This is a genomic window from Bacillus sp. FSL K6-6540, from assembly GCF_038007545.1.
Genome location: NZ_JBBOXH010000001.1, coordinates 4534523 through 4555588, shown reverse-complemented (window position 1 = coordinate 4555588; position 21066 = coordinate 4534523). Strand labels below are relative to the sequence as shown.

18 protein-coding genes are annotated in these 21066 nt (G+C 52.7%); 16 read left to right on the top strand and 2 right to left on the bottom strand.

Annotated elements, in window-relative coordinates; genetic code table 11:
* Nucleotide 1 precedes the first annotated feature (1 nt).
* The 6 genes from rhaA (at nucleotide 2) to MHH82_RS19980 (ending at nucleotide 6696) form a co-directional block, all read left to right on the top strand.
* Entirely contained in the window at nucleotides 2–1267 is a 1266-nt protein-coding gene (gene rhaA / locus MHH82_RS20005) for an L-rhamnose isomerase (protein WP_251497072.1), read from the top strand.
* Nucleotides 1268–1338: 71 nt separating this feature from the next.
* On the top strand, nucleotides 1339–2808 hold the full coding sequence (locus tag MHH82_RS20000; RefSeq protein WP_340967607.1) for a rhamnulokinase: 1470 nt from the start codon (nucleotides 1339–1341) through the stop codon (nucleotides 2806–2808).
* Between the two features lie 30 nt (nucleotides 2809–2838).
* On the top strand, nucleotides 2839–3615 hold the full coding sequence (locus MHH82_RS19995) for a DeoR/GlpR family DNA-binding transcription regulator (protein ID WP_096774604.1): 777 nt from the start codon (nucleotides 2839–2841) through the stop codon (nucleotides 3613–3615).
* A 103-nt stretch (nucleotides 3616–3718) separates the two neighbouring features.
* Nucleotides 3719–4456, top strand: a complete 738-nt coding sequence (locus MHH82_RS19990) for a (Fe-S)-binding protein (RefSeq protein WP_041622021.1) — start codon at nucleotides 3719–3721, stop codon at nucleotides 4454–4456.
* Nucleotides 4443–5963 carry a LutB/LldF family L-lactate oxidation iron-sulfur protein gene (locus tag MHH82_RS19985; protein ID WP_015736139.1) on the top strand — a complete coding sequence of 507 codons (1521 nt, stop codon included), beginning with the start codon at nucleotides 4443–4445 and terminating at the stop codon, nucleotides 5961–5963. Before MHH82_RS19990 ends, MHH82_RS19985 begins: the two co-directional genes overlap by 14 nt.
* Nucleotides 5956–6696 (top strand): LutC/YkgG family protein, encoded by a 741-nt coding sequence (locus MHH82_RS19980; RefSeq protein WP_340967604.1) that lies wholly within the window; start codon nucleotides 5956–5958, stop codon nucleotides 6694–6696. The genes MHH82_RS19985 and MHH82_RS19980 overlap by 8 nt, the downstream gene beginning before the upstream one ends.
* A 189-nt stretch (nucleotides 6697–6885) precedes the next feature.
* Here MHH82_RS19980 and MHH82_RS19975 read toward each other — a convergent pair whose 3' ends face one another.
* On the bottom strand, nucleotides 6886–7740 hold the full coding sequence (locus MHH82_RS19975) for an SDR family oxidoreductase (RefSeq protein ID WP_036661380.1): 855 nt from the start codon (nucleotides 7738–7740) through the stop codon (nucleotides 6886–6888).
* Nucleotides 7741–8238: 498 nt separating this feature from the next.
* Between MHH82_RS19975 and MHH82_RS19970 the strand changes: the two genes are divergently transcribed.
* Together MHH82_RS19970 and MHH82_RS19965 are read left to right on the top strand one after the other, a co-directional pair.
* Nucleotides 8239–9747: a UDP-N-acetylmuramoyl-L-alanyl-D-glutamate--2,6-diaminopimelate ligase gene (locus MHH82_RS19970; RefSeq protein ID WP_340967601.1), complete on the top strand. Its 1509-nt coding sequence runs from the start codon at nucleotides 8239–8241 to the stop codon at nucleotides 9745–9747.
* Between the two features lie 22 nt (nucleotides 9748–9769).
* Nucleotides 9770–10858 (top strand): PQQ-dependent sugar dehydrogenase, encoded by a 1089-nt coding sequence (locus MHH82_RS19965; RefSeq protein WP_340967600.1) that lies wholly within the window; start codon nucleotides 9770–9772, stop codon nucleotides 10856–10858.
* 222 nt (nucleotides 10859–11080) lie between these two features.
* Here MHH82_RS19965 and MHH82_RS19960 read toward each other — a convergent pair whose 3' ends face one another.
* Nucleotides 11081–11728, bottom strand: a complete 648-nt coding sequence (locus tag MHH82_RS19960; RefSeq protein WP_009592087.1) for a helix-turn-helix transcriptional regulator — start codon at nucleotides 11726–11728, stop codon at nucleotides 11081–11083.
* A gap of 292 nt (nucleotides 11729–12020) precedes the next feature.
* Here MHH82_RS19960 and MHH82_RS19955 point away from each other — a divergent pair, with 292 nt between their 5' ends.
* The 8 genes from MHH82_RS19955 (at nucleotide 12021) to MHH82_RS19920 (ending at nucleotide 21034) form a co-directional block, all read left to right on the top strand.
* Entirely contained in the window at nucleotides 12021–12257 is a 237-nt protein-coding gene (locus MHH82_RS19955; RefSeq protein WP_015736133.1) for an indolepyruvate ferredoxin oxidoreductase subunit alpha, read from the top strand.
* A gap of 931 nt (nucleotides 12258–13188) precedes the next feature.
* Nucleotides 13189–14349 carry an ROK family transcriptional regulator gene (locus MHH82_RS19950; RefSeq protein ID WP_340967598.1) on the top strand — a complete coding sequence of 387 codons (1161 nt, stop codon included), beginning with the start codon at nucleotides 13189–13191 and terminating at the stop codon, nucleotides 14347–14349.
* A gap of 28 nt (nucleotides 14350–14377) precedes the next feature.
* On the top strand, nucleotides 14378–15382 hold the full coding sequence (locus tag MHH82_RS19945; protein ID WP_340970066.1) for an asparaginase: 1005 nt from the start codon (nucleotides 14378–14380) through the stop codon (nucleotides 15380–15382).
* A gap of 94 nt (nucleotides 15383–15476) precedes the next feature.
* The gene (locus tag MHH82_RS19940) at nucleotides 15477–17066 is read left to right on the top strand and encodes a glutathione ABC transporter substrate-binding protein (RefSeq protein WP_119847653.1); all 1590 of its coding nucleotides are present in this window, start codon (nucleotides 15477–15479) and stop codon (nucleotides 17064–17066) included.
* A gap of 114 nt (nucleotides 17067–17180) precedes the next feature.
* On the top strand, nucleotides 17181–18107 hold the full coding sequence (locus tag MHH82_RS19935) for an ABC transporter permease subunit (RefSeq protein WP_015736129.1): 927 nt from the start codon (nucleotides 17181–17183) through the stop codon (nucleotides 18105–18107).
* 12 nt (nucleotides 18108–18119) lie between these two features.
* Nucleotides 18120–19028: an ABC transporter permease gene (locus MHH82_RS19930; RefSeq protein ID WP_445661976.1), complete on the top strand. Its 909-nt coding sequence runs from the start codon at nucleotides 18120–18122 to the stop codon at nucleotides 19026–19028.
* 15 nt (nucleotides 19029–19043) lie between these two features.
* Complete coding sequence (locus tag MHH82_RS19925) at nucleotides 19044–20048, top strand: ABC transporter ATP-binding protein (RefSeq protein WP_015736127.1); 1005 nt, start codon at nucleotides 19044–19046, stop codon at nucleotides 20046–20048.
* Complete coding sequence (locus MHH82_RS19920; protein ID WP_340967597.1) at nucleotides 20045–21034, top strand: ABC transporter ATP-binding protein; 990 nt, start codon at nucleotides 20045–20047, stop codon at nucleotides 21032–21034. Before MHH82_RS19925 ends, MHH82_RS19920 begins: the two co-directional genes overlap by 4 nt.
* Nucleotides 21035–21066 lie beyond the last annotated feature (32 nt).

The following is a 21066-nucleotide window of genomic DNA, read 5'->3' as shown; positions in this document are numbered from 1 at the left end:
GATGAGGCAGGACGTTGCAAGGAACTTTGAGGAAGCTAAACAGCTCTATGGGCAGCATGGCATCGATGTGGACCAAATCTTGACGGAACTTGAGCGCATCAAAATCTCCATCCATTGCTGGCAGGGAGATGATGTTCGCGGATTCCTGTTCCGTGATCAGGACCTGTCCGGCGGCATCTCCGTGACCGGGGAATATCCCGGGGCAGCCGAAACGCCGGACCAGCTGAGGGCCGACCTGGAAAAAGCGTTGTCGCTCATTCCCGGATCCCACAAAGTGAATCTCCACGCGATTTATGCGGATACCGACGAGTCCGTTGATTTGGATCAGCTGGAGCCGAGGCACTTCCAGTCCTGGGTGGATTGGGCCAAGGAGCAGGGGATCGGACTCGATTTTAATCCCACCTGCTTTTCCCACGACAAGTCGAAGGACGGGTTTACGCTGAGTCATGCCGACCCGGCGATTCGTCAATTTTGGATTGAACATTGCAAGGCTTCGCGAAGAATCGGAGCTTATTTCGGTGAACAGCTGGGTCAGACCTGCGTGACGAATATTTGGGTCCCGGACGGTTACAAGGATATGCCGGTAGACCGAATGGCACCGAGACAGCGGCTGAAGGATTCGCTGGATGAGATTTTTGCCGAGGAGATCAATCCGGTATGGAATTTGGATGCCGTCGAGAGCAAGCTGTTCGGGCTCGGCTCCGAAGCCTACGTTGTGGGCTCGCACGAGTTCTACATGGGGTATGGCATTCGGAACAACAAGCTGATCTGCCTGGATGCGGGTCATTTTCACCCAACCGAGAGCATTGCCGGCAAACTGTCGTCGCTCGCCCTTTTCACCGATGGACTTCTCCTTCACGTCAGCCGGCCGATGCGCTGGGACAGCGACCATGTCGTCATCATGGACGATGAACTGACCGAGATCGGACGCGAGCTGGTGCGCAATCAACTGCTGGATGTTACCCATATCGGACTGGATTTCTTCGATGCCAGCATTAACCGCATCGCCGCGTGGGTTATCGGAACCCGCAATACGATCAAGGCGCTGCTGCGCGCCAAGCTTGAACCGGTCGATCGGCTGAAGCAGGCTGAACTTGAAGGCGATTACACGACCCGCCTGGCTTTGACCGAAGAGTTTAAATCCTATCCGTTCGGAGCGGTGTGGGATTACTACTGCGAACGTTTGGGAGTACCGGTCAGAGAAGAGTGGCTGTCTGAAGTGAAACAGTATGAACAGGACGTATTGCTGAAGCGTTCGCAGGCATGAGAATAGACGGAATGGTCATCGGGTTCATGCCCGAACCGTTGATTATGATCTGACAAGGAGGCTGGGGAGCGTTGAGCGTTCTTGCATTTGATTTGGGAGCAAGCAGCGGCAGGGCGATGCTGGGCCAGCTGAACAGCCGCACCATCGGCGTGACGGAAATTCACCGATTCCCGAACGATCCCGTTCGAATCGGCGACCGCTTTCAATGGGATATCTTACGGATCTACCATGAGATGAAACAGGGCTTGCTCAAGCTGAAGGGGAAACATCGCCTGCCGTCGAGCATCGGCATTGATACCTGGGCGGTAGATTTCGGTCTCCTGGATCGGGGCGGGGAGCTGCTCATGAATCCGTATCATTATCGGGACACGCACACGGATGGCGTGATGGAACAGGTCTTCCGGGAGCTGACGCCTGGAGAAATTTTTGATCGGACGGGAATTCAATTTCTCTCGTTCAATACGATGTACCAGCTTGCTTCGCTCCAACGGAAGAAACCCTATCTGCTTCAAGAGGCTGAGCGATTCTTAATGATCCCCGATTTGCTGCGCTATTTCTTGACGGGCGAGATGGCGAACGAATTCACGAATGCGACCACGACGCAGCTGTATAACCCGCACTCGGCCAGCTGGGATGATCATCTATTGAAATCATTGAAGATCCCTCATGGGTTATTTCATCCAGTGGTTCAACCCGGTACCCATATCGGAGGGTTAAGGCCTGCCGTAACCGAGGAGCTGGGGGTTCCATCCATCCCGCTTTATGCGGTTGCAGAGCATGATACGGCTTCCGCCGTGGTAGCGGTTCCTGCATTGGAGCGGTCGTTCGCCTATTTGAGCTGCGGCACCTGGTCTTTGATGGGGACCGAGGTCGACCAGCCGGTCATTCATGAACGAGCCCGTGAGCTGAACTTCACGAATGAAGGAGGCGCATACGGCACGTACCGGCTGCTCAAGAACATCATGGGGCTGTGGATCCTGCAGGAATGTCAGCGGACCTGGGGGCGGGAAGGGATGTCGTATTCGTATCCCGAATTGGTTCATATGGCGGAATTGGCGCCGGCATTTGCTTGCTTCATCGATCCGGACGATTCCATGTTTCTCCCTGCGGGAGACATGCCGAAACGGGTAAGGGAATATGCGGCCCGAACGAACCAGGGCGTTCCGCAGAACGAGGGCGCGCTTGTGCGCTGCATTATGGAAAGCTTGGCCATGCAATACCGATATGTGCTGGAGCTGACCGAGGAATTGTCCGGACGGAAATTTCAGGGCTTGCATATGGTAGGCGGTGGCATTCATAATGAAACATTATGCCAGTGGACGGCGAACGCCATTGGGAAGCCGGTATGGGCGGGGCCTGCGGAAGGCAGCGCCATCGGCAATATGGCCGTACAGTTCATTGCGCAGGGCCAGCTGTCCGATATATGGGAAGCGCGCGCAGTCATTAGGGAATCCTTCCCGGTCAAGACCTACGAGCCGCAGGATGCTCCCTTATGGGAGGAAGCTTACGGGGTGTTCGGTCAGCGGACCGGGAAGAGATAGAATATACGAACAGTAAGGATGGGCGGTATGATGCTGGTTGCAGAACGATATGAGAAAATAGTACAGTTGGTCAACGAAAGAGGGAGCATCCGCGTCTCCGAGCTGAGTCAGCTCTGCGGCGTAACGGAGGAAACGATTCGCCGCGACCTTGACAGGCTGGAGCAAGCAGGGCGCCTGCGCCGTTCCCACGGGGGAGCGGTTAGCGTGAAGGATCAACCGGAAATTCAGCGGTCTCAGCCGGAAATACCGTATGCTGAACGGGAAATCATGCATGCGCTGGAGAAGCAGCGAATTGCGGAGGAAGCGGTCAAGCGAATCCATCCGAACGACCGCATCCTGCTGGATGCAAGCTCAACCGCGTGGTACATGGCCAAGATCATACCGGACATTCCGATTACCGTGCTGACGAATTCGATTAAGGTGGCCGCTGAGCTGAGCACCAAGGAGCGCGTTCAGGTCATCTCGACGGGCGGGATTCTGGCTCATCGCTCCTTGTCCTTCGTCGGTCCGCTGGCGGAGCGTTCGCTGGAAGCTTATTACGTGGATAAAGCCTTCCTCTCCTGCAAGGGCGTCCACATGGACCGGGGCTTGAGCGAATCCAATGAGCTGCAGGCGAGAATCAAGCAAAAAATGATCGGGATGACGGATGAGACCATTCTGCTTGCCGATGCCAGCAAATTCGGCACGCAGGCTTTTGCGCAGGTCGCCGACCTCGCCGAAGTGAACCTGATCATCACCGACCGGAGATTGACGGAAGAGGAAGCGGCGCCTTATCGGGCGCTGGGTCTTCGAATCGAATCCGTATAAATCAAGTTGCTAGATCATATCAACATGGAATCCCCCCGTTCCGGGGGGTTCTTGCTAGAGGCCGACTCATCGGCCTATCCTGACGATTAGCGGGGTGAAGAGGTTGAAGATTTCATTGTTTGTCACTTGTCTCAGCGATGCCTTGTTCCCGCGGGTAGCTGAATCGATGGCAAGACTGTTCGCAAGGTACGGCGTGCAGCTGGAATTCCCGGAAATCCAGACCTGCTGCGGCCAACCTGCCTACAACAGCGGTTATTGGGAAGAGGCGCGCATTAGCGCCAGGACGATTTTGGACGCTTTTGACGACAGCGACTTTGTGGTGTCCCCTTCGGGGTCCTGCACGTATATGATTCATCATTATCCGGATTTGTTCAAGGACGATCCCGTTTACCTGGATAAAGCGAAAGCGCTTCAATCCAAATGCTATGAGTTTACGCAATTCCTCGTCGACGTGCTGGGCGTGACCGATGTTGGCGCCGTCTATCCGCGCAAGGTAACCTATCATCCTTCCTGCCACGGCAGCCGCCTTCTCGGGGTGAAGGACGAACCGATGAAACTGCTGAGTCACGTCAAAGGGCTGGAGCTCGTCCCTTTGCCGTTTGCCGAGGATTGCTGCGGGTTCGGGGGAACGTTTGCCGTGAAAATGGCGGATATTTCGGGCGCGATGGTAACGGAGAAAAGCGATCATGTGCTGGAAACCGAGGCGTCCGTGCTGGTCGGACTTGACATGGCCTGCCTCATGAACATTGCCGGCAATTTGCGACACCGGGGCGAGAAGGTTCAGGTCAAGCATTTGGCCGAGCTTTTGTACGAGGGGGTGAGCGTGCATGAGCACAGCTGAGACGAAAGCGCAGACGGTGAAGGAGCGTGCGGGTTACGCTCTGAACAATGAATTTCTGCGCAATGCGGTGAAGTTTACGACAGAACGGCTGCGGCTTGGTAAAAAGCTGGCGTCGGAGGAGCATGGGAACTGGGATGCGTGGAGGGAACGGGGGCGCCAGATCCGGCTCCATACCATTGCGCATTTGGATTATTATTTGAATGAGTTTGCCGAGCAGGCCAGGGCGAACGGAGCACATGTCCATTTTGCGGAGACGGCAGAAGAAGCGGTTGCGATCTCCCTGCAGATTGCGGAGCATAAGTCGGCCAAATCCGTCGTCAAATCGAAATCGATGGTGTCCGAGGAGCTGCACCTGAACAAGGCACTGGATTCCATCGGGGTGGAGGCCGTGGAAACGGATCTCGGCGAGTACATCATTCAGCTTGCGGATGAAACGCCTTCCCATATTATAATTCCCGCCATCCACAAAAACCGTTATCAGATCGCAGAGCTGCTGTCCGCGGAGGCGGGCGAAGCGCTGCCGCCGGATACGGCGATTATGGCGGGTTTCGTCCGCATGAAACTGCGCGAGAAATTTCTCGAAGCGGACATTGGCATGACGGGCTGTAATTTTGCCATCGCGGAGACGGGGTCGATGGTCCTGTTCGAGAATGAAGGCAATGCCCGGATGGTGACCACCGTGCCGAAGACGCAGATCACCCTAATGGGCATGGAGCGGATTATTCCTTCATGGTCTGACCTCGAGGTAATGGCAACCTTGCTGCCGCGGTCCGCGACCGGCCAGAAACTGACGGTATACATGTCCGGCATCAGCGGGCCGAAGAGAGAGCTGGATGCCGATGGACCAGACGAAATGCATATTATCATAATTGATAACGGGCGCTCTCTCCAGCTCGGCGATCCGGAATTCCAGGAGCTGCTCAATTGCATACGATGTGGCGCCTGCCTGAATGCTTGTCCGGTATATCGCCATATTGGCGGGCACGCCTATGGAGGCACGTATAGCGGCCCAATCGGTGCCGTATTAACGCCGGCCTTGAACAAAAACGTCGCGGAATGGGACGATATCGCCAACGCATCCAGCCTGTGCGGCGCCTGTTATGAAGCATGCCCGGTCAAGATCCCGCTGCATGACATGCTGGTATCCTTGCGCCGCCGGAAGATTGAAGCCGGACGCGGCGATAAGCTGGAAGCGATGGGGATGAAAGGCTTCTCGGCGGTCATGGGTAATGCCAAGCGTTACCGCAGCGTGGTATCCCTCGGAAAATGGGGTCAGAAGCTGGTCGTGCGGGGCGGCGAGATCCGAACGAGAATCGGTCCTTTGAAGGGATGGAATTCGTACAGGGTGACCCCAAGCCTCCCCAAACATTCCTTCCGTGATCGATGGCCCGAAATGGAGCAGGATATTCGCAGAACCTCGGGGACCATGGATCCTGTAATCGCCGATCGGTTGAGCGAGCGGCTTCGCCAGCAGAAATCCGGAAAGGGGGAGAACGCGCATGACTAACGAAACCGATCGCGGCTGGTTAACCCGTTTAGAAGAACAATCCCGCAGGAAGCAGGAGTTGTTCATGGATGGGATCGCCGCGAAGCTGGGTAGAGATCGGATTCGCTCCGCTCCGGAGCACCCTTTCCGCGGTGCACCGGATTTCTGGAAAGAATTTAATTGGCCGCTCGAGGAGAAAATCACGCAGTTTACCGCGAACTTTGAAGCAGCCGGAGGCCATGTGGTCAGACTGAGCCATCGCGAAGAGGTCACCCGGTTTATCAGGGATAAAGCGATGGAGATGAGCGCGGCTACGATTCTTCGTCAGCAGGAGGACGCGCTGGATCGACTGGGTCTGGAAGAGAGTCTGCCGGATGCGCTGGTTCTTTCCTGGAACGAAGCGGCGGACACGGATTGGAGGGCTGTCGCCGCCAGAGCCGACTTCGGCGTTATCATGGCCGATTACGCTGCGGCTTACACCGGTTCGATTACGGTGAAGTCGGCCCCGCATAAGGGCCGTTCGGTCAGCCTGCTGCCGACCGTGCTGATCGCTATTATTCCAATTGACAGAATGGTTACCCGATTAGGAGAGATTCTCGTTCAGTTCGATCAGGCCGGACGTGAGCAGCTGCCGGCAGGAATCCATTTCATATCGGGTCCGAGCCGTTCCGCCGATATCGAGAACGATCTGACGATTGGCGTTCACGGACCCGGCATCGTATATGCCTTGCTGGTAGATTCTTACGAAGCATAATATTTAATCTTAAACTCAAGATGAGCCCCAAGCCGGGAGCAGTCCGTTGGATGCTCCCGGCTTGGGGCTCATTTAGATTATAGAAATACATAAGTTTTCAGAAAAACTGAAAACTCGATTCACACTATTCCTTCTTCTGTTTCCGTCTTCAGTGAAAGTAGATGGAAAGCTGCTTTTCTTGCGTATATCCTATTTGCCTTTGCGCGTCAGCTCGGCCAGCCGATCCCACTGCTCATGAGTCACTTCCGTTAAGTCGTTGAACTGCCCTGCCCCCTGCAGCCATTCGCCGCCGTCGATGGTGATCACGTCGCCATTAATATAGCCGGCATAATCGGAAATCAGATAGGCGGCGAGATTAGCCAGCTCCTCAGCATCCCCAACGCGCTTGAGGGGGATGCGGTCGATCATTTTCTGTTCCAGTTCCGGCGTAGGGGATAATCTTGACCAGGCGCCTTCGGTTGGGAACGGACCCGGGGCGATGGCTACCTGGCGTATGCCGTATGGTGCCCATTCCACGGCCAGGGAGCGCGTCAGCGCAAGCACGCCTGCTTTGGCAGCCGCAGACGGGACCACGTAGCCTGAGCCCGTAGAAGCGTATGTGGTGACGATGTTGAGCATCGTTCCGCCTTTGCCTTGTTCGATCCAGCGTTTGCCGACCTCCAGGGTGGCATAGAAGGTGCCGTGCAGCACGATGTTGAGCACGGCATCCACAGCCCGAGGAGAAAGGCGCTCCGTGGGGCTGATAAAGTTCCCGGCCGCATTGTTGACAAGCACATCAATGCCTCCGTAATGCTGCTCTGCTGCTTCAACAAGAGCCGAGATTTGCGCAGGGTCGCGAACATCGCAGCTTTTGTACCATACCTCGCAGCCCTTCTGCTTTAATTCCTCAGCGGTCTGCTGCAGCACTTCTTCCCGGCGTCCGCATATGGCGAGCTTTGCGCCCAGCAGCGCGAATTTCTCTCCCATGGCGCGCCCCAGGCCCGTGGCGCCTCCCGTAATCAAAACGACTTTATCGCGAAGCAAATCGTCGGTGAACGGTCCCATCGAAAGTTCCCCTTTCAGGCAGATATGGATTTTCGGATCCTTTGTCCGCGTTCTTTATAGAACAGGCTGCATACATCGTCATGCTTAATGCAACCGCTTACTTTCAGGGTAACATGGTTAGCGAATCCAGTCATCCACTTTGTTTGGTGTGATATGGCGTAAGGGCATACAGTGAACTCCTCCAAAGAAATCGGGCCGTAGCTGAGGCATATGCGCGTTACGCACGTCATCATGGCTCAACTTGATAGGAATGAAAGCGAGCTATCAGTCGATAGTTCGCTTTTTCTATTGAAAATAGGTGCGGATATCAGAGAAGAATGCGGCAACCCGCTTGATCATTAAGGAATCTGCCTTTTTCAGTTTCAGAATGCCCTTGCTTGGTTAGGTTAATTAGAAATGCTGGTTAAAACGATACATAGTCGTAAATTCTACATCTTATACATCACACTGCCACCAGACCCTGGGATTATGATTACATCACGAGATGAGGAAGCTGACATGATTCTAAAATCACTGACGGAGCGGTTGATCCTTAAGACGATTACGGGCAGTCTTTCCGTGGATATAACGAACCTGGATACAGATTCAAGAGAAATCCGGCCAGGCGGCATGTTCGTCTGCGTTCCGGGATTTCACGTAGACGGCCACGATTACGCCGAGCAGGCGATACGAAACGGGGCTGTAGCCATCGTGGCCGAGCGGGAGCTTTCGGGACTGTCTGAAAACGTTACACTGATAACCGTACCGGACACCAGAAGAATCCTGCCGATTCTCGCAAACGCTTTTTATGGCGATCCTACGCAGCGTTTGAAATTGATCGGGATTACCGGGACGAACGGCAAGACAACGACGACTCATATGGTAGATCAAATACTTAACGACGCCCGCCGCAAAACAGGGATCATCGGCACCTTGTATATGAAAATCGGAAATCATGCGGAGAAGACGCTGAATACAACGCCGGATACGATCCAGCTCATGCGTTATTTTCATACGATCATCTCGCATGGCGGAGAATACGGTGTTCTGGAGGTATCTTCGCACGGATTGGATATGGGAAGGGTGCGCGGATGCGATTTTCAGACCGTCGTCTTCACGAATTTATCGCATGATCATCTGGACTTTCATCAGACAATGGAGAGCTATCGCAATACGAAGGAGCTGCTGTTCGCCCAGCTGGGCAACAGTAACCGTGACATGCTGAAGAAGGCCGTCTTGAACGCTGACGATGATGCATCCTCTTATTACGTTAAACGCACATCCGCCCAGATCATAACCTATGGCATTCAGAATCAGGCGGACGTCCGGGCAACGCACATTCATCACACAAGGGAAGGCTGCGCCTTTCATGCAGAAACGCCTTGGGGAAGCAGCGAAGTTAATCTGAAGGTGCATGGAGCACACAACATTTACAACGCGCTGGCCGCCATGACGACCTGCCTGCTGGAAGGGATACCGCTGGAAGAAATCCGCGAAAGTTTGGGACAATTTGCAGGGGTTCATGGCCGGTTTCAAGAAATACAAACAGGACGCCGTTTTGGCGTGGTGGTCGATTATGCGCATAATCCGGACGGTCTTAAGGCAACCTTGCAATCCGCCAAGGCCATTACTTCAGGCAAAATGATATGCGTGATGGGCTGCCGGGGCGAGCGGGACCGATCGAAACGGCCGATCATGGCCGATATTGCAGCTTCGTATGCGGATTATGTATTGTTCACGGCCGACAATCCGTTCTCGGAGGATCCGGAGCAGATCATGGCCGAGATGCTGGGCGGCTTAACTTCCCGCGAATCGGTAAACTGGGAGGTTGTCTTAGATCGCAAAGAAGCGATTCAACGCGCAGTGGAAATGGCCGGTGACGAGGACAGGATTATTATAACCGGACGAGGGCACGAAACCCGTTATGTTACGGGCAGCCGGATCGAATCGTTTAGCGATGAGGATATCGTGATGAGTTCTTTGCAGGGCATAGAGCAGGACATCCTGATGATGACACCGGAACCCTAAACAAACCTGGGAGGTGCTGGATTTGAAACGAAAGACGTTCGGCATGATGTTTACAGCAGCGCTGCTGCTACTTGCTGCTTGTACAAGCCAGTCGTCCCCTTCGGCGAACGAAGGAACGCAGGAGGAGAGGCGGGAAGCGACTCCGGATTCATCCTATCAGGTGCTTGCCGAGCAATTGAGAACGCCTTGGTCCATCGATTTTGACGGCGAGACAATTTATATCAGCGAGCGGGAAGGGAATATCGTTCAGATCAAGGACGGCACATTGAACAGACAATCGGTACATACCGAGAAGCCGGTTTCGCATCAAGGAGAAGGGGGATTTCTGGGTTTTGCATTAACTCCTGATTTTCAGGATTCCGGAAAAGCCTTCGCCTATCATACCTATGATCAGGGTGGAGCGCTCATGAACCGGCTGGTCCTGCTGGAGTTGAAGGGAAACCAATGGACAGAGTCCCAAGTCTTCCTTGAGTCCATTCCCGGCTCCAACGTCCATAATGGCGGCAGAATCGCGATTGGTCCCGACGAGATGCTCTATGTTACGACGGGAGATTCGGGCGAGGGTGAGCTTGCGCAAAATCAGGAGAACCTGGCAGGCAAAATATTGCGATTAACGCTGGACGGGAAAGTCCCAGCGGACAATCCGACGGCTGGTTCCTACGTCTATACGTTAGGGCATCGGAATTCGCAGGGCCTGGCCTGGAATTCGGATGGGGATTTCTACAGCTCGGAGCACGGGCCTTCCGGCACGCCGGGCGGACACGATGAGATTAATGAAATCAAGGCCGGCAGCAACTACGGCTGGCCCGAAATTTATGGCGATGATACGATGGAAGGCATGAAACTCCCGCTTTACCATAGCGGCGAAACGGCAATTGCTCCTTCCGGCATCGCTTTTGACGAGCAGGACCGCTTGTACGTGGCGACCCTTCGGGGACAGAAGCTGTACCGGTTTCAGCCGGAGAAAGACGCGCTCGAGACCGTACTGGAAGGCGAAGGCCGATTAAGAGACGTTAAAGTCCATAACGGCAAAACCTATGTCATTACCAACAATACCGATGGCCGGGGCGTGCCGTCCGATCAGGATGATCGACTGCTTGTACTGGAATAATTCCGAGAAACATACATGACTCGTGATTCAAGAGAATAGGATAGGACAAGTGCTATAAGAAAAACGTCTATCGACGTACTTTCTCAGAAGACAGACCGCATATAGCGGAGGTTTTCTTGCGAGATAAGGTGGGTAAGCCTCTGAAGTTTATACTTTCTTATCTCTTAACAAAAAAAGGACTCCTTCCCGTATGGAAGGAGCCTGAAGTGGCAATAACAGATATTATGTTTGTTTGGCTTCAGCTTGCTTTCGGATCCGGTACACGCATTTCTTATCGCCTTTGGCAAGACATTCGGTACGTTCCACATCCGCTTCCAGCAAGGATTGAAACAGATCAAGCTCGCAGCGGCATGCATGCTGGTACCGGTTGGCTACCTGGGAAATCGGGCAGTTCAGTTCTTCAAGCACATATTCTTCATCCGTGACTTTTTGGTAATCCACCATATATCCGTTGTCATTCTGAATCTGGGCAAGGGCCGCAACCCGATCTTCGAGAGTTTCGGCTTTTACCGTCGGCGTGTACTTGTTCAGCAACGTGTCTTTGCGCTTGTCGAACAGTAAGGATATCATTTCGTCACCAGCTTCGTCCTGGAGCTCGTTAAGCAGATCGAGGGCAAGCGAATGATAGTTCTTAGGGAAAAAATCCTCTGCAGATTCGGTAAGACTGTATAGGGAGACGGGTCTTCCCATCGGCTGCTTCACGGTTCTGTACGTGATGTACCCTTCATTCTTCAAGCTCTCCAGATGGCGACGGACGGCCATGCCTGTAATGCCCAGTGCCTCGGTTATGGATTTCGTGCTGAGTTCACCATTTATTTTCAACATTTGCATGATATACTCGCGGGTGCTGTATGCAACTTCTTGATCCACTATAATCACCGCCTTGTTTCTCGATGAATGCTTTCTTTTGCAACAAAAAAGGTTAAAAAGCAATATGTCTCATCTTATGTCTTTACCTTCTATAAGTCAACCGGAATGGCCGTTTTCGAGGCTGTTCTCTCGCGGTTTGTTGACAACTGGCATGATTAACCACATAATTATGATATATTTTAGTATAAAAAGTATAGAAACCAAGCAATGGATGAGTAATGGGCTTTTTGTAATGATAGTGCGTCATAGAATTTAAAAGATTCTTATAACACTTGGGAAGGTGGAATCACGGATGTATGTTATCGGCTCAGCTTGTATCGAAGAGAAGGCGGGAGAATGCGTTGACGTTTGCCCTGTGGATTGTATAGAAGAAGGAGATGACCAGTTCTACATCGATACCGATATTTGCATCTCCTGCGGGGCTTGCGAAGCGGCTTGTCCGGTGGCGGCCATCTTCTATTTTGAGGATCTGCCGGAAGACCAGAAGCATTATTTCGATAAAGCGGTTGAATATTACAAAAACAAGTAGGGCGCTCGGGCGCTCCGGTTTGAGTCTATCCGCTCTGTTGTCCGTCCGTTTCCGGTAATGGATTAGGCAAGGTAGAAACGGACTCCCAAAGGATCGGTGCGCTCCGGTTTGAGTCTATCGAGTGCTCCGGTTTGAGGCTATCCGCTCTGTTGTCCGCCCGTTTCCGGAATGGAAATAGGCAGGGTAGAAACGGACTCCCAAAGGATCGGCTATCCTCAAACCTCCGCTGGTGGGAAAGATTAAAAGACTAAAGATAAGAGATAAGATAAGAGATTAAAGATTAAAGATTAGAGATTGAAGTTTGGAGCGAGCGATTAAATCTATAAGTTATGTGTATCAAAACAAAGCGGTTAAGATCAATAGCGTGCAAAATAGAGCGACTTGAACTGCGTTCATGCTTCGATCTATACATAAGCCATCCGGGATATCGAGGCCCCCTCGAATTAATTTCTCGGGTGGTTTAATTCGTTTTAGGCGGATGATGCAACGAAGTCCCTAGTGATCTGGGTGAATACTAAAAATATCATAATTTACTGCTCTTAAAGCCATTCGGGATGAAGAATGTTCCAATCATTCTTTTCTCGGGTGGCTTTATTGTTAGGGTGAAACGACGTTGTTACCTACATTTTAGGAGATTTTACGTCATGTTCATGTCATGTTGTGCGTGATAGGCGGCCATCTGTATGTATGCAGGAGATTGAATTTCTTTCGTAAAAAAGTGAAATGCTTACATTTCCAGAATCAAAAAAATAATTATTTAAATGTGTCATATATATTGACACTTTTACAAAACACGTTTTATTATTAATATCACTGGAGAATAAAAATATTAAAACTGATATTAATCACTGTTTTTTGATGATTTCGGATCTTTTTACTTGGAAAATTGATCTAATTAATCTACTGGTGAAATTAAATAGGGGATGTCTTCATGAAAAAGCATGATCAAGACTTTATGAAGCGGCAGAACAGACTCACAGTATTTCAAATCATCAAGAATGAACAGCCGATTTCAAGAGCCGTCATTGCCAAACAGACGGGCATGAGTCCGACAACGGTCAGCCGGATCGTATCGGAGCTGACGGAGGAAGGATACGTTCACGAAACGGAAGAGCAGGCCTCGGCCGGCCGCGGAAGAAAGTCTTCCTTAATAAGGCTGCTGGATACGGCGGTCATCTCGATCGGCGTCGAGCTGGATCGGCATCAAGCCCATATCGGATTCATTGATGTTCAGGGTAACGTATTGTGCAGCGGAAGCTTTTCAAGATCATCCGATGAAACGGCGGATGTCACGGTAACCCGGATTGCGGAAACCATTGAAGAGTTGATCGCCGAATGCGATATCGACCGAAGACGGGTGGTGGGCATTGGCGTTGGACTTCCGGGCATCATCGATGTCGACGCCGGCATCGTCAATTTTTCGGTACAGCTGGGATGGAAGAATGTGAGCCTTGCTGAGAGGCTCAAGGAACTAACCGGGCTTCAAGCTGTCGTGGACAATGAGCTGAAGGTAAAGGCGTTGGCGGAGCAGCTCAAGGGTTCGGCCTACGGCTCCAACCGTACGGTGCTCCTGGGCTTCGGCAATGGCGTCGGATCGGCGCTCATTCTGGAGGGGGAGATTTACCGCGGGGTGACGAACAGCGCCGGGGAGATCGGTCACACGACCGTCGACCCTGAAGGCATGATGTGTGACTGCGGGAAAGCCGGATGCCTCCAAACGTATATCAATATACCGTCCTTGTTGTCGGAGGCCAGCAAAATCAAACCCGTCCGCACGATCGAGGAGCTGTTCGCGGAGAGGCGGGCCGGAACGCGCTGGGCTAGCTATTTGATCGACCGGGCCCTGGCCTACATGGCGATTACGATCAATAACGTCGTCAGCATGTACAATCCGGACAGCGTCATTTTGAGCGGCGAGTTTCTGGACAAGTTTCCCGAAGTGTACGAGGAGATCACCAACCTGTGTTACTCGCAGTACATCTGGGAACCGCTTCAAGATTCCTTTTCGATTGTTCGCTCGGAGCTTCACGAGCATGGGGTCATCATCGGGTCGGGGCTTGTCGCACAGGATCGTTACTTTCAATTGAATTAATTCATCTGGAGATCGGGGGAGCATGAACATGGGATTTGTGCCATTGGTAGAGGAATATCGCGGGAACGTATTGGAGAACGTGCACTACGGCGCGATCAGCGTCGTAGACGAGAACGGAAAGGTTGTATACGCAGCGGGCGATCCGCATCATATGACCTTTCTAAGATCGGCGGCCAAGCCTTTCCAGGCAATTCCGGTAATGAAACGCCGGATTGACGAAGTGTACGGACTAACGGGGGAAGAAACGGCCTTGTTCGCCGCCTCCCATCGGGGCGAGCGATTCCACATTGATGCCTTGGAATCCATTCTGAAGAAAACCGGCATTCGGGAAGAGGACCTTCACTGCTGCGCGACTTATCCATTGAACGAGGATGCCAAGGCGCAGCGCCATCGCGATCATGAGGAGAAGCGCAGAATCTTCCATAACTGCTCCGGTAAGCACAGCGGCTTGATTGCCCTATGCAAGCATATGGGCTGGGACGAGAACACGTATTACAAGCCGGAGCATCCGGTTCAGCAAGAGATCCTCGAGACGCTGGCTTATTTTGCCGAGGTTCCGGTTTCCTCGATTCCGCAAGGCATCGACGGCTGCGGACTTCCCATCTTCGCGCTTCCTCTGGATCGCATCGGGTATTCCTTCCTCAAGCTGGCATGCCCGGATTTGATCGAGGATCCAGAGACTGCAGAAGCAGCAGCCAGAATGGCGAAGCTGATGAACGAGTATCCGGATATCATTGCAGACACCAAGTTTGTGTGTTCAGCTCTGCTCCGGGACCACAACCTGACAGCCAAGGGCGGCGCGAAGGGCGTGTACGGCATCGGTCTTCGGAAAGAACGCTTGGCGATCTCGCTTAAAGTATCCGACGGCTCCGAGCAGGTATGGCCATGCATCATCGCTTCCATCCTGGAGCGTCTCGGCTACAGCGATCAGTCTACGATTGACCGGTTGTATGAGCTGGTTCCGAATGCGATTTTCAACGATGGGGGCACGCTTGTCGGTGAACGGCGCGCCGTGTACGAATGGAATGCTTAAACGGTGAGGAACTCAAAGCGGCAGGCAGGCTGTTACATGCCGAAGCGGCGAGTGAATCTATAGATATTCATTACATCAAAGGGGGAGTAAAACAATGAGATTCAAAGGTAGAACATGGTCACTGCTCATGCTGCTGCTCGCATTTACGATTGTTGCGGCAGGCTGCGGAGGAAACAGCGGAAGCGGCAAAGGGGCAAGTGAAGGCGGCGGCGAAAGCAAGCCGGTGACAAAAGATAACAAAGATGTTGTCATTGCGATTAACGCCAACTTCATCACGCTTGACCCTCACAATGCCGGAGACACGCACTCCATTTCCGGTGCTCGCACGATGTATGAAGGTTTGATGGGCTTCAACGAGAAAATGGAACTCGTTCCCGTGCTGGCTGAAGACTACAAGATCAGCGAAGACGGCCTGACGTACACATTCAATCTGCGCCAGAACGTCAAGTTCCATGATGGGACGGATTTCAATGCTGAAGCGGTAAAAGCCAATCTGGATCGCATCATGGATGAAAAGAACAACCTGAGAATGCGCAAGAGCTTCTCAACAGTAGCCGATGTTCAAACTCCGGATGAACACACCGTTGTCATCACCCTTAGCCAGCCGTATAACGCTTTCTTGAACAAGACGGCCATGGCGCTGATGATCAGCCCGAAGGCTCTTAAGGAAAGCGCCGACATCACGAAGAACCCAGTAGGTACGGCGGCTTACAAATTCAAGGAATGGATTCAAGGCGACCGCCTTGTCGTTGTGAAGAATGAAGATTACTGGCAAGAAGGACTTCCGAAGGTGGACAGCATTACGTTCAAACCGGTACCGGAGAACGGTTCCCGGATCGCGATGCTGAAAACGGGCGAAGCGGACTTCATCTATCCTATGCCGACAGAGCAAGTGTCCGAAGTAGAAGGCGATTCCAATATCGTCATCGATAAGACTGATTCTACGATCGTGCGTTATATCACGCTGAATACGATGAAGAAGCCTTACGACGATCTGAAGGTTCGTCAAGCCATCAACTATGCCATCGATAAAGATGCTTACATTAAAGTCGTTAAATCCGGACTGGGTTCGAAGCTGACTTCTTCCATGTCCTCCATGACCCAGCACTACTCCGAGCAATCCGGTTATGATTATGATCCGGAGAAAGCCAAAGCCCTTTTGGCTGAAGCAGGATATCCAGATGGATTCGAAGCTGAGATTTGGGGAGAGAATGATTCCGAAACGGTAAAAGGCATGCAGTTTATTCAGCAGCAGCTTGCCCTCGTCGGAATCAAAGCTGAACCGAAGTCGATGGAAGGTGCAACCCTGTCCGATCAGATTAACTCGGCTACGCCGGAAAACGCGAAAATTCAAATGTGGTACGTAAGCTGGTCTCCTTCGTCTGGCGATGCCGACGGCGCGACAAAAGGTCTGTTCAGCAGCGAGTTCTTCCCGCCAGCGGGTTCCAACACCGCTTACTACAAGAACGACAACGTTGACCAATGGATCAAAGATGCTAACGCATCCGTCAAAGCTGAAGATGCCAAAGAAATCTATGCAAACATCCAAAAACAAATCTGGGAAGATGCTCCTTGGGCATTCCTCGGAGTCGATCAGGTCATCACGGGCAAACGTGCTTACCTTGAAGGCGTGAAGGCCCTACCGGACGGATCGATCAGCGTGATCAACGCAGAAGTCAAATAATCAGGCAGCGAAGAGCTTGCTAAACGTATACCTTGTGGTGGGCCGCCTCTTGAATCAATAAGGAAGCGGCCCATCGTATTTTAAAAGCTGGCATGTTGAAAGGAGGCACATCCTTTGGGAAGATATGCAATTCAGAGGCTGCTGGGTGTAATCCCGCTGTTGTTCGTTGTATCCATCCTTGTATTTATGTTCATTCACCTGATTCCTGGAGATCCGGCACGACTTGTTGCAGGTAAGGATGCCACCCTTGAGGAGATCAACGGGATTCGAGAGCAGCTAGGCTTGAACTTGCCGCTATGGCAGCAGTATGTAAACTACATGAGTGATCTGTTGAAGGGTGACTTGGGTGTATCCGTTACTTCCGGCTTACCGGTGACGGACATGTTGGAAAGCCGCTTTTTCCCGACGATTGTCCTGACCTTTACCAGCCTTGGCTGGGCACTGGTCATTGGTCTGATTATTGGTATCATATCTGCCGTCAACCGCGGCAAGTGGCCGGACTATCTCGGAATGTTGACTGCGATATCCGGTATTTCCCTGCCAGGCTTCTGGCTTGGTCTTGTCCTGATTCAAATTTTCTCCGTGGAGCTGGGCTGGTTCCCTACAGGAGGCGTCGACAGCTGGCAATCCTATATTTTGCCTTCCTTTACGCTGGGAGCGGGGATTATGTCCATGCTGGCGAGATACTCCCGTACTTCGATGCTAGAAACGATGCGCGAGGATTATGTCCGGACGGGACGGGCGAAGGGTCTGCGGGAATTCGTCGTTGTCGGAAGACACGCGCTGCGCAACTCCCTGATTCAGGTCGTGACCGTAGCGGGCCTTCAGTTCGGATTTTTGCTGGGCGGCTCGGTTATGGTCGAGACGGTGTTCAGTATTCCCGGCATGGGGCGTCTCTTGGTAGATTCCATCGCGTTCCGGGATTACACCGTGATTCAAGCGCTTCTATTGCTGTTCGCAGCTGAATTTATCCTGATAAACCTGATTGTTGATTTATTGTACGGTGTACTGAATCCAAAAATCCGGTATGCATCGAAATAGGAGGGGGAACCCATGAGCGACAATTCAACAGTGACGGTCCATTCCTCCGCGCCGGAGGATATGCTTGCAAAGAGCCAGGCAACTGGCAAATTCAGAGCGTTTACAACTAAATTCATGAAGCAAAAGCTTGCCGTAATATCAAGCGGATTTATCTTGTTACTACTTGTGCTGGCGGTGATCGGTCCGCATATCGTTCCGTATCCTCCGAATGAGCCGAACTATGATGCGATGATGCAAGGCCCGTCGGCTGCTCATTGGGCAGGTACGGATGAGTACGGCCGTGATATTATGAGCCGCTTGATTGACGGAACAAGGTTGACCATGGCGGTCAGTTTAAGCGCTGTTTTTATATCCGCAATTCTCGGTACGATTCTTGGTCTGATTAGCGGCTACTATGGCGGGTGGCTGGATCGCCTCATCATGCGGGGCAGTGACGTCATGTTCTCGTTCCCTGACCTGCTGCTGGCCATCGGTATCGTGGCGATACTGGGGCCGGGCTTATCCAATGTAGTCATCGCGGTGGCGGTCTTCGGGACCCCGTCGTTTGCCAGAATCATTCGAAGCGTGACGCTCTCCGCAAAGGAATCTTTATATGTAGAGGCAGCACGGTCCATGGGTGCCAAGCATAACCGGATTATCTGGAAACATATTTTCCCCGAGACGGTTCCCAGCATTATCGTCAACGTATCGATGAGAATCGGCGGCGCCATACTGGCGGCTTCCTCGTTAAGCTTTCTCGGCCTCGGGGCCAAGCCGACGGAACCGGACTGGGGCGCCATGCTCAGCATGGGTCGGGACTACTTGAGTATTGCACCCCATATCGTATATTACCCGGGGCTTCTCATATTCCTGACCGTGCTCGCATTCAACCTGATCGGTGACGGACTGAATGATGCCCTTGATCCGAAGACGAAAAACTAATAGGGGGGATAGATCGTGACGCAAACATTGCTTGAAGTTAAAGGTCTCAAAACCGAATTCAAACGCGATGGCTCATCGGTGCTTGCCGTAGCAGGCGTGGATTTTCACATCAATAAAGGCGAAGTGCTCGGGCTCGTGGGTGAATCCGGATGCGGCAAAAGCGTGACCTCCCTGTCCATCATGAGGCTTCTTAAAGACACGCCCGGCCGAATATCCGGGGGCTCGGTAAGCTTTGAGGGCAAGGATCTCGTACAAATGTCGGAAAAAGAAATGCGCCGCTATCGCGGAAACGAGCTGGCCATGATCTTCCAGGAGCCGATGACGTCGCTGAATCCCGTCCTTCGGATCGGGAAGCAACTGGAGGAAGCGATTATGCTGCACTTGGGATACGGCCGCAAAAAAGCGCGGCAGCATGCCATCGATTCGCTCAAACTCGTTGGCATTCCGCGGGCGGACGAGGTCGTGGACGACTATCCGCACCAATTGTCCGGCGGCATGCGCCAGCGGGTCATGATTGCGATGGCGATGTCGTGCAATCCGAAGCTGCTGATCGCGGACGAGCCGACTACCGCCCTGGACGTTACGATTCAGGCTCAAATCCTGGATCTGATGAATCGGCTCAAGACGGAACAGGAAATGGGCATGCTGCTCATTACCCATGACCTTGGCGTTGTGGCTGAAATGTGTGACCGGGTGGTTGTCATGTACGCTGGCCGGGTCGTCGAAGAGGCGACGGTCGAGGAATTGTTTGAGAACCCTCAGCATCCGTACACCAAAGGACTCATTAATTCGGTCCCCAAGCTTAGACAAAAGGTGCGCCGCTTGGAATCCATTCCCGGGAATGTGCCGGATCTGCGGAATATGCCGCAAGGCTGCAAATTTGCTCCGCGGTGTCCGTTTGTCATGGAGCAGTGCCTCTCCCGGGAGCCGGAGCTTCTCCCCGTAGTAAATGAAGAACATCGCAAAAGCCGCTGCTGGCTGACACAGGAAGGTCATTCGAAGGGAGGAGAAACCGCATGAAAGAAACACCTTTATTAGAAGTAAAAAACTTGCAGAAATCATTCACGGTGAAAAAAGGGTTCTTCGGTACGTCCAAGCAGCTCCGTGCCGTGGATGGCATCTCCTTCGCAATCCATAAGGGCGAGACCTTCAGCCTGGTTGGCGAGAGCGGCTGCGGCAAATCGACGACCGGCCGGCTGGTGACCCGACTGCTGACGCCGAATAGCGGCGAAGTGATTTTTAACGGAACCGACATTAGCGGATACAACGAGAATCAGATGCGTCCGCTGCGCAAAGACATGCAGATGGTCTTTCAGGATCCGTACGCTTCCCTTAATCCAAGAATGAAAGTCAAAGAGCTCGTAGCGGAACCCTTGTTGATTCATACCAAGCTGAGTTCCAAAGAGCGCGATAAACTGGCTTGCGAGCTGTTGGAAACGGTCGGTTTGAACAGCTTCCATGCCGAACGCTTCGCCCATGAGTTCAGCGGCGGGCAGCGCCAGCGCATCGGCATTGCCCGAGCCTTGTCCGTGCGCCCCAATCTGATTGTAGCCGACGAGCCTGTATCGGCACTGGACGTATCCATTCAATCCCAGGTATTGAACCTGCTGCAGGATCTTCAGGAAGAATACGGCCTGACCTATCTGTTCATCTCCCATGATCTCAGCGTGGTAGAGCATATCAGCGACCGGATCGGCGTTATGTATCTGGGCGCGCTCGTGGAGACGGCCGATAAGGATACGCTGTACGATCGCCCGCTTCATCCTTACACGCAAGCGCTGTTGTCGTCGGTGCCGGTTCCGGATCCGAAGCAGAAGAAGGAACGGATCATTCTAAAGGGGGATCTGCCGAGCCCGGTCAATCCGCCGACAGGCTGCCGATTCCATACCCGCTGTCCTTCCTGCATGGAAGTATGCAAAAAGATTACGCCTGTATACCGTGAGATTGAGCCGGGACATCAGGTGGCTTGCCATTTATATGACGAAGAAATCATGAAGAAGGCGTAACAGACCGCGATTTTCTCATAAAAGGAGGTAAG